General features: G+C 30.6%; 27 protein-coding genes and 2 pseudogenes. 15 read left to right on the plus strand and 14 right to left on the minus strand.

Annotated features, from left to right (window positions below; translation table 11 throughout):
* Both ACP5GV_RS06175 and ACP5GV_RS06180 read right to left on the minus strand, forming a co-directional pair.
* Window positions 1-501 (minus strand): annotated as a pseudogene (locus ACP5GV_RS06175) (malate dehydrogenase); the annotation flags it as partial.
* Window positions 502-616: 115 nt separating this feature from the next.
* Window positions 617-2,284: a long-chain-fatty-acid--CoA ligase gene (locus tag ACP5GV_RS06180; RefSeq protein WP_428102863.1), complete on the minus strand. Its 1,668-nt coding sequence runs from the start codon at window positions 2,282-2,284 to the stop codon at window positions 617-619.
* A 120-nt stretch (window positions 2,285-2,404) separates the two neighbouring features.
* Here ACP5GV_RS06180 and ACP5GV_RS06185 point away from each other — a divergent pair, with 120 nt between their 5' ends.
* Complete coding sequence (locus ACP5GV_RS06185) at window positions 2,405-3,046, plus strand: hypothetical protein (protein ID WP_428102865.1); 642 nt, start codon at window positions 2,405-2,407, stop codon at window positions 3,044-3,046.
* Here ACP5GV_RS06185 and ACP5GV_RS06190 read toward each other — a convergent pair.
* The gene (locus ACP5GV_RS06190) at window positions 3,043-3,312 is read right to left on the minus strand and encodes a UPF0147 family protein (protein ID WP_292319300.1); all 270 of its coding nucleotides are present in this window, start codon (window positions 3,310-3,312) and stop codon (window positions 3,043-3,045) included. The genes ACP5GV_RS06185 and ACP5GV_RS06190 overlap by 4 nt on opposite strands.
* 188 nt (window positions 3,313-3,500) lie before the next feature.
* On the opposite strand from ACP5GV_RS06190, the gene ACP5GV_RS06195 reads away from it, so the two are divergent.
* From ACP5GV_RS06195 to ACP5GV_RS06205, 3 genes are all read left to right on the plus strand, one after another.
* Window positions 3,501-3,626 (plus strand): hypothetical protein, encoded by a 126-nt coding sequence (locus ACP5GV_RS06195; protein ID WP_428102867.1) that lies wholly within the window; start codon window positions 3,501-3,503, stop codon window positions 3,624-3,626.
* 276 nt (window positions 3,627-3,902) lie between these two features.
* Window positions 3,903-4,229 carry a hypothetical protein gene (locus ACP5GV_RS06200; protein WP_292319302.1) on the plus strand — a complete coding sequence of 109 codons (327 nt, stop codon included), beginning with the start codon at window positions 3,903-3,905 and terminating at the stop codon, window positions 4,227-4,229.
* Window positions 4,230-4,320: 91 nt separating this feature from the next.
* Entirely contained in the window at window positions 4,321-4,725 is a 405-nt protein-coding gene (locus ACP5GV_RS06205; protein WP_428102870.1) for a phosphate-starvation-inducible PsiE family protein, read from the plus strand.
* Window positions 4,726-5,025: 300 nt separating this feature from the next.
* Here ACP5GV_RS06205 and ACP5GV_RS06210 read toward each other — a convergent pair whose 3' ends face one another.
* Window positions 5,026-5,667, minus strand: a complete 642-nt coding sequence (locus ACP5GV_RS06210; protein ID WP_428102872.1) for a hypothetical protein — start codon at window positions 5,665-5,667, stop codon at window positions 5,026-5,028.
* A gap of 747 nt (window positions 5,668-6,414) precedes the next feature.
* Between ACP5GV_RS06210 and ACP5GV_RS06215 the strand changes: the two are divergent.
* The 4 genes and pseudogenes from ACP5GV_RS06215 (at window position 6,415) to ACP5GV_RS06230 (ending at window position 8,865) form a co-directional block, all read left to right on the plus strand.
* A pseudogene (locus tag ACP5GV_RS06215) lies at window positions 6,415-6,572 on the plus strand (YHS domain-containing protein).
* Window positions 6,573-6,654: 82 nt separating this feature from the next.
* The gene (locus tag ACP5GV_RS06220; protein WP_428102907.1) at window positions 6,655-6,885 is read left to right on the plus strand and encodes a cation transporter; all 231 of its coding nucleotides are present in this window, start codon (window positions 6,655-6,657) and stop codon (window positions 6,883-6,885) included.
* A complete protein-coding gene (locus ACP5GV_RS06225) occupies window positions 6,824-7,105 on the plus strand; it encodes a heavy-metal-associated domain-containing protein (RefSeq protein ID WP_428102874.1) in 282 nt (93 codons plus the stop codon). The genes ACP5GV_RS06220 and ACP5GV_RS06225 overlap by 62 nt, the downstream gene beginning before the upstream one ends.
* Window positions 7,078-8,865: a heavy metal translocating P-type ATPase gene (locus tag ACP5GV_RS06230; RefSeq protein WP_428102877.1), complete on the plus strand. Its 1,788-nt coding sequence runs from the start codon at window positions 7,078-7,080 to the stop codon at window positions 8,863-8,865. Before ACP5GV_RS06225 ends, ACP5GV_RS06230 begins: the two co-directional genes overlap by 28 nt.
* A 304-nt stretch (window positions 8,866-9,169) precedes the next feature.
* Here the strand turns inward: ACP5GV_RS06230 and ACP5GV_RS06235 are convergent, their stop codons facing one another.
* Entirely contained in the window at window positions 9,170-10,003 is an 834-nt protein-coding gene (locus ACP5GV_RS06235; RefSeq protein ID WP_428102879.1) for a DMT family transporter, read from the minus strand.
* A 176-nt stretch (window positions 10,004-10,179) separates the two neighbouring features.
* Here ACP5GV_RS06235 and ACP5GV_RS06240 point away from each other — a divergent pair, with 176 nt between their 5' ends.
* On the plus strand, window positions 10,180-11,529 hold the full coding sequence (locus ACP5GV_RS06240; RefSeq protein WP_428069662.1) for a RuvB-like helicase: 1,350 nt from the start codon (window positions 10,180-10,182) through the stop codon (window positions 11,527-11,529).
* 7 nt (window positions 11,530-11,536) lie between these two features.
* Here the strand turns inward: ACP5GV_RS06240 and ACP5GV_RS06245 are convergent, their stop codons facing one another.
* Both ACP5GV_RS06245 and ACP5GV_RS06250 read right to left on the minus strand, forming a co-directional pair.
* Entirely contained in the window at window positions 11,537-12,451 is a 915-nt protein-coding gene (locus tag ACP5GV_RS06245; RefSeq protein ID WP_428102881.1) for a hypothetical protein, read from the minus strand.
* Between the two features lie 9 nt (window positions 12,452-12,460).
* Complete coding sequence (locus tag ACP5GV_RS06250; protein WP_428102883.1) at window positions 12,461-12,751, minus strand: DUF211 domain-containing protein; 291 nt, start codon at window positions 12,749-12,751, stop codon at window positions 12,461-12,463.
* Between the two features lie 78 nt (window positions 12,752-12,829).
* On the opposite strand from ACP5GV_RS06250, the gene ACP5GV_RS06255 reads away from it, so the two are divergent.
* The 4 genes from ACP5GV_RS06255 to ACP5GV_RS06270 all read left to right on the plus strand — a co-directional run bounded on the left by ACP5GV_RS06255 (window position 12,830) and on the right by ACP5GV_RS06270 (window position 17,523).
* Complete coding sequence (locus ACP5GV_RS06255; RefSeq protein WP_428069658.1) at window positions 12,830-13,465, plus strand: recombinase RecB; 636 nt, start codon at window positions 12,830-12,832, stop codon at window positions 13,463-13,465.
* A 448-nt stretch (window positions 13,466-13,913) separates the two neighbouring features.
* Window positions 13,914-15,164 carry an adenosylhomocysteinase gene (ahcY, locus tag ACP5GV_RS06260; protein ID WP_428069656.1) on the plus strand — a complete coding sequence of 417 codons (1,251 nt, stop codon included), beginning with the start codon at window positions 13,914-13,916 and terminating at the stop codon, window positions 15,162-15,164.
* A gap of 10 nt (window positions 15,165-15,174) precedes the next feature.
* Window positions 15,175-16,296, plus strand: coding sequence for a site-2 protease family protein (locus tag ACP5GV_RS06265; protein ID WP_428102885.1), 1,122 nt, complete (start codon window positions 15,175-15,177; stop codon window positions 16,294-16,296).
* Window positions 16,297-16,809: 513 nt separating this feature from the next.
* Window positions 16,810-17,523 carry a hypothetical protein gene (locus tag ACP5GV_RS06270; protein ID WP_428102888.1) on the plus strand — a complete coding sequence of 238 codons (714 nt, stop codon included), beginning with the start codon at window positions 16,810-16,812 and terminating at the stop codon, window positions 17,521-17,523.
* Here the strand turns inward: ACP5GV_RS06270 and ACP5GV_RS06275 are convergent.
* Both ACP5GV_RS06275 and ACP5GV_RS06280 read right to left on the minus strand, forming a co-directional pair.
* Window positions 17,515-17,898, minus strand: coding sequence for a Mov34/MPN/PAD-1 family protein (locus ACP5GV_RS06275; RefSeq protein WP_428102890.1), 384 nt, complete (start codon window positions 17,896-17,898; stop codon window positions 17,515-17,517). The two genes, ACP5GV_RS06270 and ACP5GV_RS06275, sit on opposite strands and share 9 nt — an antisense overlap.
* Before the next feature lie 6 nt (window positions 17,899-17,904).
* Window positions 17,905-18,420, minus strand: coding sequence for a metallophosphoesterase (locus ACP5GV_RS06280; protein WP_428102892.1), 516 nt, complete (start codon window positions 18,418-18,420; stop codon window positions 17,905-17,907).
* Window positions 18,421-18,582: 162 nt separating this feature from the next.
* Here ACP5GV_RS06280 and iorA point away from each other — a divergent pair, with 162 nt between their 5' ends.
* Both iorA and ACP5GV_RS06290 read left to right on the plus strand, forming a co-directional pair.
* A complete protein-coding gene (gene iorA, locus ACP5GV_RS06285; protein WP_428102894.1) occupies window positions 18,583-20,481 on the plus strand; it encodes an indolepyruvate ferredoxin oxidoreductase subunit alpha in 1,899 nt (632 codons plus the stop codon).
* On the plus strand, window positions 20,472-21,062 hold the full coding sequence (locus tag ACP5GV_RS06290; protein WP_428069647.1) for an indolepyruvate oxidoreductase subunit beta: 591 nt from the start codon (window positions 20,472-20,474) through the stop codon (window positions 21,060-21,062). The genes iorA and ACP5GV_RS06290 overlap by 10 nt, the downstream gene beginning before the upstream one ends.
* Here the strand turns inward: ACP5GV_RS06290 and ACP5GV_RS06295 are convergent.
* The 5 genes from ACP5GV_RS06295 to ACP5GV_RS06315 form a co-directional block, all read right to left on the minus strand.
* Window positions 21,033-21,296, minus strand: coding sequence for a hypothetical protein (locus tag ACP5GV_RS06295; protein ID WP_428069645.1), 264 nt, complete (start codon window positions 21,294-21,296; stop codon window positions 21,033-21,035). The genes ACP5GV_RS06290 and ACP5GV_RS06295 overlap by 30 nt on opposite strands.
* Window positions 21,297-21,433: 137 nt before the next feature.
* Window positions 21,434-22,012 (minus strand): XTP/dITP diphosphatase, encoded by a 579-nt coding sequence (locus ACP5GV_RS06300; protein WP_428069643.1) that lies wholly within the window; start codon window positions 22,010-22,012, stop codon window positions 21,434-21,436.
* Window positions 21,981-22,634, minus strand: coding sequence for a Kae1-associated kinase Bud32 (locus ACP5GV_RS06305; RefSeq protein WP_428102896.1), 654 nt, complete (start codon window positions 22,632-22,634; stop codon window positions 21,981-21,983). Before ACP5GV_RS06305 ends, ACP5GV_RS06300 begins: the two co-directional genes overlap by 32 nt.
* 17 nt (window positions 22,635-22,651) lie before the next feature.
* Window positions 22,652-23,656, minus strand: a complete 1,005-nt coding sequence (gene kae1, locus ACP5GV_RS06310; RefSeq protein WP_428102898.1) for a KEOPS complex N(6)-L-threonylcarbamoyladenine synthase Kae1 — start codon at window positions 23,654-23,656, stop codon at window positions 22,652-22,654.
* A 6-nt stretch (window positions 23,657-23,662) separates the two neighbouring features.
* Window positions 23,663-23,848: a 30S ribosomal protein S27ae gene (locus ACP5GV_RS06315; RefSeq protein ID WP_292319323.1), complete on the minus strand. Its 186-nt coding sequence runs from the start codon at window positions 23,846-23,848 to the stop codon at window positions 23,663-23,665.

Here is a 23,848-nt window from a genome sequence, read left to right on the forward strand (position 1 = left end):
ATCATCGTGCCATACAGGTATTTTCAATCTTTTTCTAGCTTCATCTAATATGTAAAAACACTTAGGGCTTTCAATATCTTCTAAGTTTATTCCTCCATAGCTAGGTTCAATATCTTCTAAAAGTTGAAGAAACCTATTTTGGTCTCTAGCCCTATGTACTAATGGTACAGCATCAACACCTCCCAAGTATTTGTATATTAAGGCTTTTCCTTCCATAACTGGATAAGCTCCTTCAGGACCTATGTTTCCCAAACCTAATACTCTCGTTCCATCACTTACAACAGCTATAGTATTCCACCTAGAAGTTAATTCAAAAGTCATATCAGGATTTTTTGAAGAAACTCTTGATGCTTCAGCAACGCCTGGAGTATACCATATAGCAAAATCCTTCAATCTCCTAACAGGTACTTTAGGAATAGTTTCCATCTTACCTCCATAGTATTTATGTAATTCAACGCTGAGTTTATACCATTCAGCAGTTGCAGATTCCCCTTCAGACAAAATACCACCCTCTACATTTAATTGTATGCATTTAAAAATAAAAATATATCTTTTGGTGTAATTAATTCATAATAAATTATATTAAAATAAAAATTATATAGAATTAAATAGTTTACTATAGATTTTTTTCCAGTATGTTTCCATATTGTTCTCTAAGAATTCTTTTGTTTGCCTTACCAGTCGATGATAGAGGTATCTCATTTACAACAACAACTTTTTCTGGCAACCACCATTTTGACATGACTCCCTTGTTAACAAAATTTTGTATTAAGAAGTTATTTATTTCTTCTGTCGTGATTTTATTTTCCCAACCTTTTTTGGGTACTATCAAAGCAACAGGTCTTTCGATCCATTTTTCATGTTTAGCAGCAATCACAGCAACCATCGACACGCCTGGATGTTGGCTAATAGCATCTTCAAGCCTCAGAGATGATATCCATTCTCCTCCACTTTTTATAACATCTTTATCTCTGTCCATTATTAAAACGGATCCATCTTCATACCATACAGCTAAATCTCCAGTATGGAACCAATTACTAAACCAGGCTTTTTCAGTCTTTTCTGGATCTTTGTAGTATTCTGGAGCAACCCATGGAGATCTTACTACTATTTCTCCTATCGTTTTCCCATCTTTTGGAACTGGATTCATGTTTGCGTCTACAACTTTTAAATCAACTAAAGGTATAGGATAGCCTGTCCTTAATTGTATTTTAAATAAATCATTATCGTTCATCTTGTTGTAATATCTGGCAGGAGGAATAGCAAGAGTTAGAACTGGAGCTGTTTCGGTTAATCCATATCCTACAACTACCTTTATGCCTTTCTTAGTTGCTAAATATGCTAATCCTTCAGGAATTGCAGATCCCCCATTTATAAACAGTATATTGCTTAGATCATATTTGTCAATATCTGGATCAGTTAAAAGCATATAAAGAATTGTTGGTACGCCTGCAAAATAAGTGACTTTTTCATTTTTAATCAAATCTAGATATACCTTTGGGTTAAATCTTCCAGGATAAACCTGTTTTTGGCCTAATAGGGAAGATGTAAACGGTAACCCCCAACTATAAACATGATACATAGGTACAACATGAAGTATAATATCGTTAGATGTCATTTTTATTTGGCCAAATGATGCAAAATGAAGAGCTGAGGACATTGCATGAAGAACCATCGCTTTATGACTATGATAAACTCCTTTTGGCAAACCAGTAGTTCCACTTGTAAATCCCATGAATGCTGGTCTATCCTCACTCAGTAATGGAAATTCATAGCGTCCTTTATGTTCTTTGATTAGATCTTCATAATGATATGCTGGTACACCTCCAATCTTTTGCGGTACCGAATCTGTATCAACAACTATTACTGATTTTATTGATTTAATTTTGGAAGCAATAGCTTCTGCTAATTGTAAGAAATCGGCATGAGTTATAAGTAGTTTATCCTCGGCTGTATTAAAGACATAAAGCAATTCATTAGGCGATAATCTTATATTAACAGGATGGAGTATAGATCCCATTAAAGGAACTCCAAAGTAAAGTTCAAAGTGCCAATGTGTATTCCAATCAAGTGTAGCTACCTTATCCAATTGTTTTATATCTAGGCTGCTCAAAGCATTTGCCAAACTTTGAGTTCTATAAATGAAATCCGAATATGTATAATGAAAAATACCTTTGTTTGTTTTATATGCTATTTCAACATCTGGAAATAAGTTTTCCATTCTATCATAAATATACCTTAAGGTTACATCATAACCTGGCCTTTCAGGAACTTTTTCTGGCATGGACACAGCAATGCATCCCTCCTAATTCTATTATGTGAATGCCCTAATTTATATTTATATATTATTAATGAGAACATTTTTAATAAACTGATTTCAATAAGTTTAATAGGAATATTAAGTATGGCAATAACTAATGTGATAAAAAAATTAGGATATAAGTATTTAACTGAAAATTATGGAGTAAAAATCTATAAAAACAATAATGGTAAAGCTTCATATCTCATATTTCAAAATGATTATCCTATGTTATTGTTAAGCAAATTAAAAGAAAAATTTATAATTTATAATAGATTTTTTGATTTTAAAGAGAAACAGGAATATAATGGAGATATACTAGAGCCTACAAGTTTTAAAAGAATAGGTAGAATAAGCTTTTATGTTTCCAATGAAAAGAAAATAATTATAGACAAAGTAGAAGGAAAAATTAATTTTACATGGAACTTAATAGATTTACACGCTCCATTAAACATTGATCCAACTAAAGGGTTTATAGATCTGTTAAAAAGCTTTGGACCAACATTAGTAGGATTAGCAAACATTTACACGGATCCATTATCTCTTAATCTTTTAAGTTCTCATTCTTATTATTTGCCTCCATTAATATATGGTTATAGTAGACAAGACTTAATTAATAATTTTTATAATGGTTTAAAAATTAAAATTAAATATAATAATAATCCCATTTATTATTCTTTTCCAGAAAATAATGAATTAAGCGCTGCAATTAACATAATTAAAAAAATCGTAGATATAGGATTTTAATCCCTTATAGTCTCAAGCATAGAAAGGACCTGCCATATTCTCGTTCTAGCGTGAAATGGCATGTTAGGATCCTGAGAAATTTCATCTAAAGCAGATATAGCATTTGCTGCCTTTACACCTGCAGATAATTTAGGATCTCTCAGATAAGTCAAAGCATTGGCAGCAGCTCTTCTAATATTTCTTGGGACAGCTGTGTCATTAACTATCCCTGTCAAAATATTTATTGCCATCTTTAATTTTTCTTCTGTGCTAGCTTGGATTGACATTTTCTACCCCCCACATATTATTATTGTTCAGTGCTTAAAACTTAAACTGCACAGTTTTTATTTAGGATCCAGTATCATTACTATTTTGGTATAGGGAAAAGCTCATTACTTTAGGGTGGATAGAAGGTCAGTAATCCTATAACTTGTCTTTTAATTTTTTGTATTTATTCCACCTAATTATAATTATTATGGAGAAAGGTACTATTATTGCATCTAGACTTACGTTTAAAATAGAAAAGATATTAGGAAGTATTGTAAGAAATCTGTATACACCTAACGAAGCACCTATCGCAGGAATTACTGAACTGAGATGAGGTGAATATTTGTAGCCAATTATATATATATAGAAAGCCAATAATGAAATACAACAATCCGAAAACAGCCACAATAATAAGGGAGATACTTATTTTAAAAATAAATAATTGAGAAACGTGGGTAACAAAAGAGATTAATAATAGAAATGCTGGAACAAATCTAAGTTTATCAGTTTTTGTAAAATCGCTGCTCATTGTTTTCATCTTCAGTTTATTATTATCTTTGCTGCTATAAATTTAAATCTTTGGTATCTAAGAAAATATAAGGTGCCAAATATGGCGAGGATAAAAAAATTAATATTGGATACAGCGGAATTTCATCCACTTCATAAGATGTGGGTAAATTTAGCTCAAAATTTATCCAAAGAATATGGTTTTGATTTAGAAATTAAAACCGAAGACTATCTATTTGCAATTTCATATGGGGATAAGGATGATATAGGAATGGCTTGGTTGCCTCAAATGTTTGCTGAGCTTGATAATGGTAGGATATTATTGATTATGAGCCAATATCCTTTTGACCCAGCTACTACAAAGCCAAGCGAAGAGTTAGCAATAAGTGAGGCTAAGAAAAAAATAGAAGAAATACAAAAAAGCAACTAAAAATAATTTACAGTTTAATATAAGTATTATTTAAAAACCTTTTATACTAGGCATGATATGATTTTAATAGGCACTGATGGTGCTTAAAGGATTGGAGCGTGATAAAAAATATTTAGAGTTATTATTAGTTGTTGGAGAAATATTAGTTGCCATTATAATAATTGTAACTGTAATAGTATCATCTTTTCAAACACTTATCATGATAAGTGGCATGATTAAGATATCTTATCCTAACAAATCAGATATTTTGGAACTGATAGATATGGCAATTCTGCTTCTTCTGGCATTGGACTTGTTAAGGACAGTTATTGTAGGTATAGCTGAAAGACAAATACCTGTGAAGAATATTATTGAGGCCGCAATGATAGTAATAGTTAGAGAAATGATAGTAAATACACTTATGAATGGTTCTCCTTTATATTTGATATATTTATCGATATCATTTCTTATGATATCCTTAGCATTTATATTCATTTCAAAATTCATAAAAGATTGAGTGTTTTGATAAATTGAAGATAATTCTTGCATATTTAAGTATGTATAAGATTTTTAAGGTTCGTTGTAAAAATAAAAAGTAATCATTAAATGGGATATACTTCACGAAAAGTTAGATAGCCTTTACTTCCTGCTAAAATTGAAAAACGTTGAGATATCTTCCTTAGGTAAATTTAAATATGAGTAGCTAGAACTCTATTATACCTAAGGTATAAATTAACTAGTCCTCATTAAGGAAGTAACCCTTAAGATCTCAGGAATTCTTGTCCTTCAAGGCAAGTAAGAAGTCAATACTTTAGAACTAGATAATTCCGAATTCTTTGCTGATATCTCTCAATATTTTTGATACATTTAGGAGTTCTTTTATGTTTTGTGGATTTTTTGGTAAAACCAATTCAATTACAGGTATTTTTAATATTCTAAAGAGATTTTCCAGTAAAGCTTCTATACCAGCATTACCATTATATAAGGAGTTCCTTACAGATGCCAAAAAACCGAATGCTAAGTCATAATTATACATAGCTAAAAGGTTTAACAGGTTTATAGAGTTAATCTTTAATTCAGAGCTTTCTATATTACCTATAATATAAACATAGAAAGCGAATCCTTTATTTGTAACATTACATTTCTCTCCTAAAAATCTACAATCTATATAATCGACTGGTATATTATTATGACTGTATAGTTTTTCTGTTCTAAGTTCAGTTTTTAAATTGAATTCTATATTTGCGAATTTGTAAATAGGTATTTTTCCTAGTTTGGTGATTACTTTGGCTACTCTCCAATAATTTCTTTCTTGATATTCACTTAATCCAAATGATCTCAGTAATTTTGAGGTTGCTAGGGGTGGATCCCTACACCTTATCTTGTATTCGATACAATGTTTTAGTATAATGTCAGCACAGTTAACTGAAGTTTCAATGAAGCTATTTGGGATTTTCATAGTTGCACCAAAAAGTATAGCGTTTTTTTGAATATTTTTATCTTTCTGATTCATTTATGAATAAAGTAAATAAGTTTTTATATTTGTGTAAAAAGTTAAAATTCCTACTATAATAGCTTCAACAGATTCTATATAGAAAGAAGACGTGTAACTCTAGCATATAGTAATGCTAATATTCAGAGATTCTTTAATAATAAGGTGTCTAATAATTGTTAAATTTATTAAATATATATTTTAATCCCTCGGGCTTGCCGATCATATCAATGTTACTTGCAGAATCTTGCGGATTAAGTGAACCAAACCTATAAGGTACGCTTCTGTAAAACCGGTCTAACAAACAATCTAACCCTTGACTAAACTAATAAATATTAGGAGCAATTTTCCTACGGTACCATAATACTATGAGAAGGAATCGAACAATATAGAGTATTATCCATAAAGTGAGATAAATTCCAGAGATCCAAGGGAAGGCCCCTTTTATGCCAAGGAATGATCATATTTTCATGTGTTTATCTTTTCTAGACGAGGCGAACGGATATGAGTGTTTTAAAATTTAGTATAATGCTTTTACTAAATTTAAAATAAAAAGGATTATTGGAAAAGCCAAATATAATATTTATTTTACGAAAGCTCAAGCCGCAATAAGATCAATAAAATATACTAATTATTTTTTAGAATGAATAATCAGATTTTTATACCTGTACATAAATTTTTAATTCTAAATTTCCTAAAAAGAGATAGGTGGTATTGTTGATAGATCCTGTTTGTGGTATGGAAGTTGACAATAAATCTAAATTCAAAACGTTATATAAGGGAAAAGTGTATTATTTCTGCAGTGAAAATTGTTTAAATTTATTTAAAAAGATCCTGAAAAATATTTGAGAGAAGGTCCAAAAGGTATGTAGTTATTAGTGATATACAAATGGATAAGCAAAAAACAAATGGAGAAGATAAATTAAGAATAAAAAAGAGCAGCAGATAAAAGTTATTGGAATGCATTGTGCAACATGTGTTTCTACTGTAACAAAAGCTGTAACTAAGGTTAATGGAGTAGAAGACGCTAAAGTAAATCTCGCGACAGCAGATGCAAGGATTTTTGGTTCTAATTTAAAGCTAAAAGAAATAGTTAAATCTATTAGAAACTCTGGATACGATGTTGCCTACACAAAAACTTGTTGGAAAGATAAACATAAATCCCGAAGAAGTTTCAAAACTTAAGAATTATGTTGAGAGCATTGATGGTGTAATAGAGGCTAATATATCAGCAAATGGTTTGATTAAGGTAGAGTTCAATCCATTAGCTTTATCATTAAATGACATAATAACTAAAATTAAGGAAAAAGGATATAATGTAAACATAATAGAAAAAGAAATTAAGGTTGAAGAATTAGAAAAAAGGAGTTTTATAATATGCTTTATAGACTTATTGCGGGTATAATTTTTTCAGCATTAACGATTTATTTAGAGTTTACAGGTTTTTCTTTGTTTGTATTACTATCATCAATACCTGTTTTCTTTTACTCTGGATATAATTATCATAAAGGAGCAATAAGAGCAATAAGAAATAGAACAGGAAATATGGACGTTTTAGTATCTTTATCCTCATCAATAGCGTTCTTTTATAGCATATATGCAACGATTGTCGGTATACCAACAATAGTAGATGTTACAGTTTTGCTTATAACATTTGTACTGGTAGGGAAAACTTTGGAGGCATATTTCAGATATAAGTTATCATTATCAATAAAGGGTAATGTTAATGCTAAGGTAAGAAAAATAATCAATAACGAAGAAAAAATTGTTGATGTTTCAGAAGTAAATGTTGGAGATATAATAATATTGAAAAATGGAGATCAAATACCTGTGGATGGAATAATAGACGAAGGAGTTGTAGAAGTAAATGAATCAGTAATAACTGGGGAACCTTTACCAATTAAAAAAGGAAAAGGAGATGCTTTAATTTCAGGCTCAACAATAGTTTCAGGGTATGCTAAATTATATGTAACAAGGTCAGGCGAAAATGCTTATATCTCTCAAGTTGCTAAATCAATAAGGGAGGCTCAAGCCATAAAAGTTCCAATACAAAACTTTGTTGATAAGGTTTCATCAATATTTGTTCCAATAATTTTAATTGTATCTTTGTTTTCTTTTTTAATTTGGCATTTCATTTTGGGGAAAAGCGCTTTTGAAGCTTTACTATTTTCAATAGCAGTCTTGGCATCTGCATGTCCATGCGCATTAGGTCTAGCAACTCCAATGGCTGTTGTAGCTATGATAAATAAAGCAGTTAAAAAAGGTATAATTATAAGAAATGGGGAAATTTTGGGTAACCTAAAAAACGTTGATACAATGGTTTTTGATTTAACAGGAACTTTGACTGAAGGAAAAATATCTATAAAATCTTACAAGGAGTTTAGAAAAGATGCTTTAAAATACGCAGCGAGTGTTGAAAGCCTTAGTAATCATCCAATAGCTAAGGCTATTTCTGAATTAAGCAAAGAAAAAGTAAAAGTAGATGAGTTTGAAGAATTTATCGGCGAAGGAGTATATGGAAGAATAAAGGACGATACTATAATTATTGGTAAAAAGGAATTTATTAAGCAGAATTGTGAGTTGAAAGACAGGGAAAATGAGGATGGTGATATATTTATTTGCATTAATAATGAAATTTCTGGTATAATAAATATTGAAGATAAGGTAAAAGATGGAGTATATAATTTATTAAATAAATTAAAGAGCCAAGGCATAAAAGTGATAATCGCAACTGGCAAGGATAAAGTTGAAGGTTTTAATGATATAGAGATTCATAATGGTTTAAAGCCGGAAGATAAAGTCGAGCTTATAAGGGAATTAAAAAATGAAAAGCATTACGTTGCATTTGTTGGAGATGGAATTAACGATTCTCAAGCATTATCAGAAGCAAATATAGGTATTGCATTAAATTCTGGTAGCGATCTTGCAAAAGTTGCAGGCGATGTGGTTTTAAATGATATAAACTCGATTCCTGAGCTTTTCTCAATTTCTAATAAGCTAGAAAGTAAAATAAAACAAAATTTAGCATGGGCCTTTGGATATAACAGCGTTTTAGTTCCAGTTTCAGCTGGTATCTTATATCCGCTAGTTTACTTACCTCCACAATTTGCAGCCTTGGCAATGAGCATGAGCAGTGTCATAGTTTCTATGTGGTCTTATGTGTAACAAGTTCTTAAAACTTAAATATTATTAGTTATGATTCATTATAATGATATTTGTGGTAATTACCTTTTAGCGAATCTAATACCTCTCTTATCCAGTTAGATTAAGAGATTATGGGTAAATTTCAATTATACTATGCACTAATAAGATCTAAATTGTAATTAAATGAATTATTAATTTTTGTTTTCTGTATTATTAGATGGCCACTATATGTAATATAGAAACAAAAGTGCAAGCATGGACTATATCAAGGTAACTGTAAGAGCAATAGGAAATTAGATTTGAAAGTAATTTTTATAAATAGAGTTCATTTTTTAAAATTAGTATTCCTTTTAATACTAGATCTTGATATTATTACTCCTATAATCATTATAGTAAGTCCCAATATTTCCAATGATTTTGGTATGGTTTTATAAAGAGCGGCTTGTGTTATTGTTGTAGCTACAGGTATTATATAAGCAAGCATTGTTACTTTTCCAACTCTTTCAATTTTTAATAAATAATTCCATGATAAAAACTGAAAGGCACCACCAACAGTTGATATATAGACTATACTTTCTAATAATCCAAAGGATGGATCAAAATAAAACCCGCCTCTAATAGTAATCAGATCAACTATCCCCATAAAGAATGATCCTAATATAAATTGTGTAGCATTTAGTGATATAACATCATATTTAGATAGTTTCCTATAATATATACTGAATAAAGCCCAAAAGATCGCATTTATTATTGTTAACATCATTCCTATTTTAGTTATACCTTTTAGCAAAGGAATTCCATAGATTCCAAGCCCACTAAAGCCTATTATTAAACCCAAAATTTCGTATTTGTTAGGTATCTCTTTTATTATTATTGTTGCTAAAATTATGCTAAATAAAGGCATAGTATAACTTAACACAGAAGATGCAGCAGGCGATACGTATATAAGGCCATATCCCCAAAAAAGTGTGCTTGTTGTTGTAAATAAAGATAAAATCAAAACATTTTTATCTAATATAAATTTTCTTGAAATGGAAAACAAAATTAAACCCGCTATAAAATATCTAATCATCATTAATGTTGGAGGATTGGTATAAGATACTCCTATCTTTGCAAAGAAGTATAGAAAGATCGAAGCTATGGCATATAGTGTAAACATTGTCGCAAATTCTTTCTTAATACCTTTTCACCATACTTTAATTTTAATAAAGGATTTATAAACCTTTTAATTTTAATAAAGATATTTATATTAATTAATAAATTAATTTTTGTAAAACCTTTTACTTCTTAAATTTTTTTAAGCTTTTGCTAAGAATCAACTATATGGTGATAATAATGTCAGAAATTATAGTTGGGAATCCAAAGACTCCAAAATGGTCTTCAATACATAGTCACATATCTGGGTTAGGATTAGATGAAAATGGTAAAGCTAAGCCTGTAGCAGATGGTTTAGTTGGTCAAGTTCAGGCTAGAGAAGCATGCGGTTTAATAGTTGATCTTATAAGGGAAGGGAAACTTGGAGGTAAAGGTATATTATTTGCAGGCCCCAGTGGAACTGGAAAAACTGCACTAGCGGTAGCTATTGCCAAAGAATTAGGCGAAGATACACCCTTTGTTTCGATAAATGCTAGCGAGATATTAAGTGCCAATAACAAAACAGAATTTATGACACAAGCGTTTAGAAGGGCTATAGGAATCAGGATGAGAGAAGTAAGAAAAATTATTAGCGGAGTTGTTACCGATATCAAATACCTTAAAAAATCATCCCCGTTTTATCCTACTCCTATTTTAGGTGGAGCGAAAATAAAGCTTGAGACCAAAGACGATAGTAAAGACGTGAGCGTTGGTCCAGAAATCGCGTCTCAATTTCAATCAATTGGCATAAGAAAAGGAGATGTTATAATGATAGATGAAGAGACTGGAGAAGTAAGAAGGTTAGGTAGAGTTAAAGAGAAAAGTTCTATTGGATTTGATGTAGATACAGAAAAACAAATGGATATGCCTACAGGGAAGATACAATCAACTAAAGAGGTTGTTAGAACATTTACATTACATGATATAGATGTTTCAATAGCGGCTCAAAGAGTTGCTTTTTCAATTTTTGGTTTCTTATCTGAAGAAAGAGGAATAGACGATCAAGTAAGGAAGCAATCAGATGAAATGGTAAGAAAAATAACCAGTGAAAACAGGGCGCAGTTAATTCCTGGGGTTTTGTTTATAGATGATGCTCATATGCTCGATATAGAGGCATATAGTTTTTTAACAAAAGCTATGGAAAGTGAATATGCACCAATAATTATATTAGCAACAAATAGGGGTATAACAACTATTAGAGGTACAGATGAAAAAGCCCCGCATGGAATGCCAAGAGATTTATTAGATAGGCTCTTGATAATATTAACAAGACCTTATAATGAAGAAGAAATAACTAATATAGTTAAAATTAGGGCTGACGAGCTTGACATACCTTTAACAGATGAGGCAGTTAAATTATTAACTAAAATTGGGACAGAAAGAAGCCTAAGGTATGCCTTACAACTATTAGATCCTGCTAAAGTTATATCAAGCAAAAGAAACTCTATTAAAGTTGACATCCAAGATATAGAGGCAGCTTCAAAGTTGTTCTCAGACATAAAAGAAAGCACAGAATTTCTTGAAAAGTATAAAGATTTAATGTTAAAATAATTCTAATTTAAGCCAAATATCCGAACCTTCTTAAAAATTCTCCCATTGATTCTATTAATCCCTTATTAAAAAATGGCTCTATATTACTTGAGACCTTTAATAATGGTGCTCCCTCAATTTTATTTTTTATAAGAGATGATTTTAGTTCATTTAATAGATCATTGGTTAAGCCTAATGTATAAATTGTGTGCTTGCTCTCTTCTTTTCTCACTATATCGTTTACCCCTTCTAAGTCAAGGCATTGAGATGCCGCAACTATCATGGTTGCAATTTTAGTTACAGGAACTCTTTTAAGGTACCCTTTTATTCCACCAGAAGCAATGTAATCCATAATAGACTTGTTATCCGGCAAAAATTTTACGCTTTCAACTTTTATTCCTTCTTTTTCAGCTTCATTTTTTAGCCATTCTACCCTCTCATAACTGCTCTCGCTATTGCTTTTAGCTACTATTTCTATACTATTGCTTCCTAGAGAACCCCTATCAGGTAGATATAAAATATTTTCAGATATTATGCTTACTTCAGCCATTAAATTATTTTCTAATTCATCTATTATATCATCTGGTAATTTCGATGTAAGTCCAATAACTAAAAGATTTGGTATAATTGCTATTATACCTCTACCTTTATAATATGAATCAATAATAAACATAGATAGATTATCTGATCTATCTCCTTTAGGAATTTCAGCAACTCTTTCATATTCATATATTTCGTCAAAATTAAATGAATCGACTAACGTATTATATATTGGTATTTCATCAATGCTTGGTTCATGGATGCTTTTTAAAACTAGTGAAAGTCCATTAGGCTTTTTTAACGATGGTTCTACATCATAAAATTTAATGTTTTCACTTATTATTCTTGATTTTAAGTAGAGCCTTTTTAGTGTTGATGAGCATTCTTCTATAGTATCATTCAATTCTGGCACCTAATCCTCAATATCAGGTTCTTCAACCACCTTTTTACCAGTAATTACTTGGTCTATACTATGTATAACGCACCCTAGAGATTCTAATAGATCTTCTACCTTTTCAAATGATATATCTTGGCCTTCTATTGTTACATTGAGCGTAGCAGTTTCAACGTCCAACTCTTTAACTGTTATATTGACACCTTCTACTCCATTTAACGAAGCTATAGATTTAGCTACTTCTATTATAGACGGTCCTTTTATTGGTTTCATAACATCTAGGACTAATCTTCTCAAAGGTGCACTCAATTTGTCCCCCTATGTCTAATTATATGGAAGATTATTAAATTTTTAGAGAAAAATAAGATAATAAGTGAGGGAGAGAAATTGGTTCAAGGTAAAGCTGCCATGAGAAGCAGTGAAAGCATTGCAGCAAATTTATTACAACAAATGGGTTATAAAATAGTAGAAATGCACAAAAAAGTTACAATTAATAATGTGGAGATATCTGATGTTGATATTATTGCAGAAAAAAATGGTGTAAAATATGCTGTTGAAGTAAAAGCTGGACCTGCCGATGTTTCTTCTATTAGGCAAATATATGTAAACTCTAAAATATTAAATATGGTTCCAATTATAATATCCAGAGGCCTAGCCGATGAAAAAGCTGAAGAACTAGCAAAAGAACTTAATGTAAATTTTATATCAGTTTCTGATCAGGTAATAACCAACTTAGATGAAATTTACGCTTCAGTAAAAGAAGCATTGGTAGATTTTTTAGATGATTTTTTCAAGTTTTTAACTCGATGTAAGAATATAGATGAAAGAGATCTAAAAATTATAAACTCTCTTGCTATATCAGAAGATTTGATTGAGGCTGCAAAGAGTTCCAATATGTCTATAGAAGATTTTACTAAAGCAATTTCAAGTCTTCATAGCAGAGGTATATTACCTAGCGGTAAATATGAATACATATCTTTGATTTCAAAACTTATGATAATTTTTTGTAATACGAAGTCATAATTTGACAAATTAAATGGTAAACCTTGTCATTTAATACGATAATACTTTTAAGGTTTATTAAAAAGATAACGTTAACAATCAAATAGGATATCCTTTTCTAAAAAGTGAGATAAGCCTTTATTCCTATCAAATTAAAATAAAGGCATTAAGGCGTCTTTCTTAAATCAATTTTAAATATGAGTAGCTAGAACTTTATTATACCTAAGGTATAAATTAACTAGTCCTCATTAAGGAAGTAACCCTTAAGATCTCAGGAATTCTTGTCCTTCAAGGCAAGAAAAGTGTCAGTTAAAATATAGTTGTTTCGTTATATTTCTGATTTTATATGGAATAGGTTTCACGAAGGTTTATTTTTACGTTAATAACAATTACATAGGAAAATCAAATCAATTAATGTTAATATAAACAATTTATAATTTTGATTATATTTTGTTAATAGGGTGAGCGTATGAATACTTCGAAAATAAAAAAGCCTGAATTGTATAAAGAAGGCAATAAAAAAATTGAATTTGCAGAAATGCACATGCCAGTAGTTATGAAACTTAGAGAATTATATTTAAAGGAGAAGCCACTGGAAGGAATTAAAATATCAGCAGCTTTGCATGTAACAAAAGAGACTGCAGTCCTTATTAAAACACTTCAGTTATGGGGAGCTCAAATATTTCTGTCTCCTAGTAACCCTCTATCAACGCAAGATGATGTAGCTGCTTCTTTGGCAAACATTGATAACTTGATCGTAGAAGCTTGGAGAGGAATGACTAATGATGAGTATTTTATGGCTATAAAGGATGCTGCAAAGTTTAAACCGGATATAGTTATAGATGATGGTGCAGATCTTCATATAACGCTTCATGAAGAAATGCCAGGCGTAGCTGAGAAAATATTAGGAGGCAATGAAGAGACAACAACTGGTGTAATCAGATTAAAAGCACTAGAAAAAGAAAATAAATTATTATATCCAGTTATGGCGGTTAACAATGCTTTAACTAAGTTCATGTTCGATAATAGATACGGTACAGGACAAAGTTCAATAGATGGAGTATTGAGATCAACAAATATATTGATAGCAGGAAAAAAAGCTGTTGTTGCAGGTTATGGATGGGTGGGCAGAGGAATAGCCCAAAGACTTAAAGGATTTGGTGCAAGAGTTATTGTTACCGAAGTAGATCCCATAAAAGCCTTGGAGGCTGTTATGGATGGATTTGATGTAATGACTATGGAAGAAGCTTCAAAAATTGGAGACATATTTATTACTGCAACAGGAGATATTGACGTTATTAGAGCTGAACACATGTTAAATATGAAGGAAGGTGCTATATTGGCTAATGCTGGTCATTTTAATGTAGAAGTAAGTGTTAAAGACTTAGAAACTATAAGTGACTCTAAGGAAATAATTAGAGAAAACAATGTAAAATATACTTTAAGAAATGGCAAACATTTGTTCCTTTTAGGCGAAGGAAGGCTGGTAAACTTGGTTGCTGCAGAAGGCCATCCAAGTGAAGTAATGGATATGAGTTTTGCAAATCAGGCATTATCAGTTCTGTATTTAATAAAAAACAAAGGTAAGCTGGAAAAGAAGGTATACAATGTACCCTATGATCAAGATCAATATGTAGCAAAGCTTAAGCTTGAAACAATGAATATAAAGATAGACGAATTAACTCCGGAGCAAGAAAAATACCTAGAAAGCTATAAATGAGGTTAAAGAATTGCAAGATTGGTTAATAATTTTGATATCATTTATAATTTTTTGGGGATTTTTATATTTAATAGGAAAAATAATTAAAAATAAGAAGATAACAATCTATCCATTTGTATTAATAGCAAAGACAGGTATAGGTATGGAGCCAATAAAAAGCAAAAATAGAGCTAAAATATTGTCGATTTTCGGCTATATATCTCTTGCCATATCAATAGGATTAATGGTATATTTTTATTATATAGTTATATCGACTTTTATAGCAAGATATTTTGTTCCTAACTCAACCCAAACTGCAGGCTTTGTTCCATTAATTCCAGGAATAACGATAAGCTTAGATCAGCTAATCTATTTTTTATTGGCAATAGGGATAGCAGTTGTTTCTCACGAATTATTTCATGCTTTAATTGCTAGAGCAGAAGGTATACCTATTAAAGATGCTGGTTTCTTTCTTTTAGCATTTATACCAGCTGCATTTGTGGAGCCTGATGATAACAAAATGAAATCAGCACCATTTAAATCAAGATTAAAGGTATATTCTGCTGGAGTTACTATTAATTTAATTTTAGGCATAATATTTTTACTTCTGTTTGTTTATATTGCTCCAAAATTAATAGACGGTGTAAGTTTAGTTAGTGTACTCTCAAATTCTCCTGCATCGTTAGCAAATCTGAAGCCTGGGATGATAATAATATCAGTTAATGGTACCTCGACTTTATCTTTACAGTCTTTTATGAATATATTAAATAAATATGGAGCCGAAAGTAATTTGACAACGGCAAATCTAGTTTTAACTGTTAAATATAAAGGGGTTATAGAAAATATAACAGTTTTTAAGCCATACGGTATACCGAATTTGGGCATATCTGTTGTACAGGCTTTTAAGATGTCATGGCTAGTATCTATAGTATCAGCTCTGTATTTAATAAATTTAGGTCTTGCCTTAGTTAATGCAGCACCATTAGCTATACCTTTGCCTGGAGGGACAATACAGAGCGATGGTGGATATATTTTTATAGAATCCCTATCAAAAATAGGAAAAAAAGGTTTGCAAGTAGGAATAACTTTTGAAGTAATAACATTGCTTATGATATTAAGCCTTTTGACAATTTCTCCTATAAGGTTGCCATAATTTTTATTTAATAAATCTTATTTTAAATACTTTTTTAATTTAAACATATATATCAAAAATACAAGGTAAAGAGATTTAGTTTTTAGAATAGAGAATAGGTTAAAATATTATTGAACAATAAGTGGTTACAAATTGATAATTGATTAAATCTATTACTTTTTATTATAGATAAAAATTAGATTAAGTAAACTCTTTTTATATCTGTGCTAGCAAATCTATTTCTTGCCTTTATTAAGTATTTGAAAAGTAAAGAATTAATTAAAAATAGTATTTTATTCTCTTATATGATCTAAGAGAAATCAATAAATTGCTCCATAGAAGTTATAAGTTTTATTTTAAATGAAGGTATTTTAGAGAACTTATGCTTTCAATTATATGTTAATCTATGAGATTATAATAAATTCCTTTGAATGGAGACTTGCTTCTTCTAAAGATGATAAAAAGATTAGAATAAATAATAGCATGCATAAGAATTATTAATTTCTTTATTTATATAAAATCGCGGTGAGGTATTTGGTCAATGGTGTTAAAGTAGCAGAGGCATCAGTACTTATAATTATAGCTATTATTGGATTTGGATTATACTTATATGATGCAGCTCATTATTTAAATCCATTAATTTCTGGAGGCCAATATTTAAGGTCAAATCCATTAAAAATTCAGTTGGTATATAACGTATCTGAAAATATTATCGTCAATTCCTCTGTTGAGTCAGGCTGGATCCAAGTTATTGCTAGTATGTCAAAATATAATGATACATATGATGTATTAAGTTTTTCTGTGATTAATTTTGGCGGTAGCAATAGTATAGTTCAATCTCTTTATTTGTCAGCCGGAACAGGATTAGTCTCGAATTCAAATATACCATTTATAGCAAATAAGTCTTTATTAATAAATTCAAGTAAGGAAATATTTTATAATAATACGAATCCAATACCGGTAGCAGTTCAAAATCTTAATTACATTTTAACTCAAAATGGAACTAAATATTATGTTAGCTATGGTCAATATTATGATCTGAGCTCCGGTATATTAGTATATAGAACATTTAGCTTAACTGCAAACAATACTTTAATTGCTAATGGAAGTATGATACTTCAAAAAGTTTATTACTTAAGCAGTAACAATTCATATATAAATCCATATATTTATGCAGCTATATTATTGTTATTAGGAATAGTTACTGCTGTAAGTTTGTTTGGAGCAGTCATTTTATTATCAAGCTAACACAATTTCTTCCGGAAAGCTATCTTTTAATATCCATCCTTTAATACCGATTTTTGATATTATTATCCATGGAATAGGCCATAATTTCATACCTTCAATGTCTTTTAAGCTAGGTATCGGTGAACCATAGGGATGTGTATGATATAATGATACCACATTTAATCCATAATTTTCTGCTAATAAATGAGCAACAATCATATCATATGGATTTGCTAAAAATTCAACTTTGCTTTTTAATATATTTTCTACTGGCATTGCAATTTTTGTATAAATAACATCATCTTTTCTTTGTCCTATTAATACTCCTGTCTTTTCTTCTTCATATTTTAATAGATATTTCATAAATTGAACTATGTTACCTAATAAAATTTTCAAATCTTATCACTCTACCTGTAGTATCTTTGCACTGAATGAAGGTACATTAATAATTGCAAAGGATGGATTGTTGAAAATTCCAGCGACTTCTCCAGGGCTTAATATTAAAACCCCGTTAACATAGTTTAAATGTGGCTTATGGATATGTCCGAAAATAATTGAAGAATAAACTTTGGATTTTGCCAAAGAATTAGCTATGGCCAATGTCTTATCTAAATCTCCAAATCCATGGAACATAAATAAGCTGTGTCCATCTAGGTTCAATATTATTGGTTGTTCTTCTATTTGTATTTTATATATATCGGCAGTCCTTTTTAAATAAAGTTTATCCCCATCGTTATTACCATATATTGCATAGATTTTTTTATTTTTCAGTTTTTCTCCTAAAAATTTTAATGTAAAAGGAGAAATAATGTCTCCTAAATGAATTAATGCATCAATATTAAATTTAATTAATTGATTTACTACTTTTTCCAAGTTTTTAATGTTATCATGACTATCGCTTATAACACCTAAAATCATTATTCCACCAATTAATTTTTCATATAAAAAGGTAATATTTTTATCGATTTAGTATAAAATTTAACAAAATATTTTTTTGTATATATGTGTTATAACTGTTAATCTTATTATACATTGATAAACACAAAAACCTCAAACGCAATAACGTATACGGTGGAATGATTGAGTAATATATTACAAAAACCTGGAAGTAAAGTTTTGCTAATGGGGAACGAAGCAATAGCACGAGGATTTATAGAAGCGGGTGGAGGTTTTGCATCTGCATATCCAGGTACACCTTCTACAGAAATCGTGGAAACATTATCAGAAATTGCAAATTCATTAGGCATATATGTAGAATGGAGCGTTAATGAAAAGGTTGCATTAGAGTCGGCATATGGAGCTTCTATATCTAATGTAAGAGCATTAGCTGCTATGAAGCATGTGGGATTAAATGTAGCGGCAGATGCGTTGGCTAGCATATCTTATACAGGAGTAAAGTCAGGTTTAGTTATCGTTTCTGCAGAAGATCCCAGTATGTGGAGTTCTCAGAATGAGCAAGATAATAGATATTATGGGATGTTAACTTATGTGCCTGTTTTTGATCCTAGTGATCCTCAAGAAGCAAAAGATTTAACTAAGGCTGCTTTTGATTTAAGTGAAAAACTATCTCATCCTATTTTAATGACGCCTACAACCAGGGTTTCTCATACAAGATCTAATGTAATATTGGATGAAATTAAGCCTCCAAAGACAAAGGGATTTTTCTTAAAGGATAATTCCAGATTTGGCCTAGTTCCTGCTAATTCAAGGACTTTAAGGGACAAGCTTATTAATAAATGGAACTCAATTAAAGAAAGTTTAGAAAACTTTGAACCATATAATAGGATCGAAAACATTGAAAATGGAAAAGTTGCAGTAATAGCATCAGGAGTTTCATATCAATATGCTAAAGAAGTGCTTAATGAAATAGGAAATTATAGGCTGATAAAAATATCGACTCCTTATCCTTTACCTAAAAAATTCATATTGAAAGGATTAGAGGATATTAAGAGGGCATTAGTTATTGAGGAACTTGAGCCAATAGTTGAATATCAAATAAAGAACATAATTAATGAAGAAGGATTAGATACAGAAATAGAAGGGAAGTCATATGTTGGCTACTCTGGAGAAATGAGGTTAGATAGAGCAAGGAAAGCAATAAAAGAATTTTTAGGCATTCATGTTAAACAAGCCAATATAAAGAAGTTAAATCTTAGCATCCCAAATAGGCCTCCTTCTTTTTGTCCTGGCTGTCCACATAGAGGGACATTTTATTCTTTAAAGAGAGCTGTAAATTCCCTTATGATAAAACCAATATTTAGCGGAGATATTGGTTGTTATAGTTTGGGAATCAATTCTCCATACGATGAACAAGATATAATATTAGAAATGGGGGGAAGTATAGGAGTCGCAAATGGTCTTTCCCATGTTGCTGAAAATCAAGTTCCAATAGCTATAATAGGTGATTCTACCTTCTATCATGCAGGTATACCTGGACTTGTGAACGCAGTATATAATAAGTCACCCTTGCTTTTATTAGTTTTAGATAATATGACAACTGCTATGACCGGTGAGCAACCTGATCCAAGTTCTGGTATAACTGCTATGGGAGAAGAAACAAAAACAATAAACATAGCAAAAATTGCAGAAGGGATAGGAGTTGAAAAAGTTGTTGTATTTGATCCATTTAATATTAAAGAATCAACGGACAAATTAAAGGAAGTGCTTTCTTATGTTATAAAAGAGAAAAAACCAGCAGTAGCAATTGCTAAAAAAGCTTGTGCATTAAATGCAGTTAGGATTGCTAATAAAATTAAAGTTGAAATACCAATTTATCAGATTTTAGAAAACAAATGCACGGGTTGTGGCATTTGCTATAATGCGTTTGCATGTCCTGCTATATTTGTTAAAGATGATAAAAAAGCATGGATTGAGCCGAGTTTATGCACAGGTTGTGGTGTTTGTGTTCAAACATGTCCATATGATGCTATTAAACCAGTTAAAATTATTGATAAAAGGTGGAATAGTATATGGGAATAAATTCAAAAATAAATATAGTAATAGCTGGTGTAGGAGGTCAAGGAATAATAACATTATCTAAAATAATTGGAGATGCCGCAGTAAAGGAAAATGTAAAAGTTCTTGTTGCTGAAACTCATGGTTTAAGCCAAAGAGGAGGTTCTGTAGAAGTTCATTTAAGGATAGGAGACGTTTACGCCCCATTAGTTCCTAAAGGAGAGGCTGATATATTATTATCTATGGAACTTATTGAAGCGGCAAGAAATATAGACTATTTAAATCAAAATGGTATAGTTATTACATCCGATGTTATATTAAGGCCCCCAATTCCTGGCGTAAAGCTTCCAAAAAAGGAAGAGATTGTATCTGAATTCAAAAGGAATAATATAAAATATTATATAATACCTACGAAAGATCTTTCAGAGAAAGCCGGGAGTTATTTATCAGAGAACATGGTTCTATTAGGTGCACTATATAAATTAGCTAATCTAGAAAAATTTATAAGCATCGATTCTATAAAGGAGTCGATAAAAACTATGAGAAATCCAGAAATAAACTTAAAGGCATTTGAATTAGGTAGCAGCTTCATTACTAGCATATGAAAAGTTTGGTTCAACTTTTATTTCAAAACCATAATAGCTCGAGAAACCAGTAAGTTCTCTTAAATCATTTAATAAAATTTTTCTCATAGAATTCAATATAATTTTCTCTAGCCTAGATTCTTCATCATCTCCTAAGCTATAGTATCTTTTTTCAATATCACCTAATTTTTCTAATATTTCTTCAACATTTCTAGCAATAAGTTTATTTACGTGCAAATCTAATGTGCTTTCCAATCTGATGCACCATATAATTTAATTGTCATATTATATTAAAACCAGGTATAAGGAAGTATTACTATTTTAAAATTTTTGATTAAATATAATTTAAAATAAGTATAAGGTCTAGATTAAATTAATATGTAACAAAAACTTTAAGAATTTATAATCCAATTTCCAAAAGCTAATGCAGCCTTAGCTCTATGGGAATACTTATTCTTTTCTTGAATATCCATTTCCGCAAATGTTTTATTTGCATTATAAGGTATGAAAATCGGATCAAAACCAAATCCATTATATCCTCTAGGATTTTCGCTTATAACCCCTTCAATGGTACCCTCAAATACTTTAAATCCTTTTTCATAAACGTAAACAAGGCTAGTTTTAAAAGTTGCATCCCTATCTTTAATTCCTTCCATTAATTTTAATATGCCTTTAATTCCTATCGTTTTGTAAACATAGCTTGTATATGGCCCTGGAAAATTTAATAAAGACTTAATATAGAGTGCGGAATCATCTACAATTAAAGGTATTTTTATTTCATTATATGCATTTATAGCTGCATATATTGCAATTTGTTTTATGTCATCATTTTGAATTTCTATCTTTTTTGCGTTGCATTTTTTAAGTTTTATTTTAAAATTATTTAGAACTTCTTGGATTTCATTTATCTTTTCTTGATTTTCTGAAACTATACAGATTTCAAGGTTTCCATACTGTTTTTCTTTCTCCAACGTAACGTCCCCTTAGCTCTATTTCTCTTGATCTTTTAATTATTTCCTCTCCTTTATCAGAGCCTAGACAGTCAATATATCCTTTCCGAAATTCATTGAATATAATAGACGAAATTCTAGCATGGGTACTCTCAACTGCTCTTTTGTAAAGATGAATATCAACAGCTCTATCTTCTATGTTTGCAGAGTATTCTGATAAACCGAAATCTATTATATAGACCTCTTGCTCTTTTATTATTATATTAGATGTTGTAAAATCGTTATGGACTATACCAGACTTGTGGATTTTTGCAAGTTCTTTTCCAGCCAAATATGAGAACTTTAATGATTCATCGTTACCATTAATTAACAGGTCTTTAAGTGTTATGCCATAAATATATTCCATCACTATTACCCCTATAGAAGGATAAACAGCGTAAATTCTAGGTACATTGACACCATTGGCGTATACAATAGATAAAATCTTAGCTTCTTTTTTGGTCCTAGAATATCTCAATTCTATATCAAGATCTTCTTCCATGTAATCTTTTTTGGTCCTAATTTTGTATATTGCTTTTACATCAGCAAAGCTACCTAGTCTTATTTCTGATTCAGCTCCTCTTTTTAATAATTGAAATTTCAAAAAGCTCTCTAAGTTTATTAAATCGTTAAATAATACCAAGGAATATCAACCTCATCTATTCTCCATCTCTGGTTAATATATGCCTTTTCTGGGTCAATTTTTATTCCATATTTCAATTCGTACAAAGCTGTTAATGCTATCATAACTCCATTGTCTCCACTGTATTTAAAAGGTACTGGCATATAAGAGGCACCTTGTTTTAACGCCATCTTTGTTAGTTTTTCATTTAATAGTTTATTAGCGGCAACTCCACCTGTAAGTATAATCTCTTTTTTATTCGTATGTGCAACGCATCTTTCAGTTACTTCAGATATTGATGAAAATGCTATTTCTCTTAATGTATAGCAGATATCATTTAAATTATAACCTTGTTTTTTCAACCTTATGGCATGAGTTAATAGTCCTGAATATGAAACATCTTGACCTTTGACAATATATGGGAAACCTTTCATAAATTTACCTTTTTCTGCGCACAAATCAACTACATGATTACCATTAACAATATAAGGGGGTCCTAGGTTTACTTCTCTGGCAAATGTATCTAATAAGTTTCCAAGTGCTATATCTAGTGTTTCTCCAAATACTCTATATCTGCCATCAACGTATGTTGTTACGATAGAATTACCTCCTGATACGTATAGGATTACAGGATCTCTCATCTTAGTTAAATATCTAGCAATTTCCAAGTGAGCAATACCATGGTTTACTGGAATCAACGGTTTATTATACTTAACTGATAAAGCTCTTGCTACAGACGCGCCCACCCTGAGCTGAGGACCCATCCCAGGACCTAAGGCGACACCTATTCCATCTAAGTCATCTATGGAAATATTTGCTTTACTAATAGCTTCTTTTATAGCATTTCCCGCAACTTCAGAAAAAAATTGGGCAACTTCTCTAGGTAATATACCTCCCTTATTTGGGATATAGTTTTTTCTGGATTCTCCAACTATTCCTCTATTTTCGTCGAAAATTCCAACTCCAAAAGTATGGGCTGTTGATTCGATTCCAAGCACAATCAACTAGTTTCACTTTTTAATCACGAACTCTGTATATCCGCAATAGCCACATTGATATCTTTCAACTGGTTTTAAATGATGGGCCATTATATTGCCACATCTTGGACATTTCTTGTTCTTTAATACAACGCTGTTGCTTTTATAATCAACTTGATATAGTGTATGTATATACGCCTTTGGCTTTTCTTTTGCCAT

The organism is Caldisphaera sp., from assembly GCF_049974385.1.
Taxonomy (GTDB): domain Archaea; phylum Thermoproteota; class Thermoprotei_A; order Sulfolobales; family Acidilobaceae; genus Caldisphaera.

What these genes read in the sequence shown, in the direction of transcription:
- ACP5GV_RS06210 (WP_428102872.1), bottom strand. Translation starts at nt 5,667, where the DNA reads ATGAAAATCCCAAATAGCTTCATTGAAACTTCAGTTAACTGTGCTGAC.
- ACP5GV_RS06230 (WP_428102877.1), top strand. Translation starts at nt 7,078, where the DNA reads ATGCTTTATAGACTTATTGCGGGTATAATTTTTTCAGCATTAACGATT.
- ACP5GV_RS06200 (WP_292319302.1), top strand. Translation starts at nt 3,903, where the DNA reads ATGGCGAGGATAAAAAAATTAATATTGGATACAGCGGAATTTCATCCA.
- ACP5GV_RS06240 (WP_428069662.1), top strand. Translation starts at nt 10,180, where the DNA reads ATGTCAGAAATTATAGTTGGGAATCCAAAGACTCCAAAATGGTCTTCA.
- ACP5GV_RS06290 (WP_428069647.1), top strand. Translation starts at nt 20,472, where the DNA reads ATGGGAATAAATTCAAAAATAAATATAGTAATAGCTGGTGTAGGAGGT.
- ACP5GV_RS06185 (WP_428102865.1), top strand. Translation starts at nt 2,405, where the DNA reads ATGGCAATAACTAATGTGATAAAAAAATTAGGATATAAGTATTTAACT.
- ahcY (WP_428069656.1), top strand. Translation starts at nt 13,914, where the DNA reads ATGAATACTTCGAAAATAAAAAAGCCTGAATTGTATAAAGAAGGCAAT.
- ACP5GV_RS06315 (WP_292319323.1), bottom strand. Translation starts at nt 23,848, where the DNA reads ATGGCAAAAGAAAAGCCAAAGGCGTATATACATACACTATATCAAGTT.
- ACP5GV_RS06235 (WP_428102879.1), bottom strand. Translation starts at nt 10,003, where the DNA reads ATGTTTACACTATATGCCATAGCTTCGATCTTTCTATACTTCTTTGCA.
- ACP5GV_RS06190 (WP_292319300.1), bottom strand. Translation starts at nt 3,312, where the DNA reads ATGTCAATCCAAGCTAGCACAGAAGAAAAATTAAAGATGGCAATAAAT.
- ACP5GV_RS06195 (WP_428102867.1), top strand. Translation starts at nt 3,501, where the DNA reads ATGGAGAAAGGTACTATTATTGCATCTAGACTTACGTTTAAAATAGAA.
- ACP5GV_RS06180 (WP_428102863.1), bottom strand. Translation starts at nt 2,284, where the DNA reads ATGCCAGAAAAAGTTCCTGAAAGGCCAGGTTATGATGTAACCTTAAGG.
- ACP5GV_RS06280 (WP_428102892.1), bottom strand. Translation starts at nt 18,420, where the DNA reads ATGATTTTAGGTGTTATAAGCGATAGTCATGATAACATTAAAAACTTG.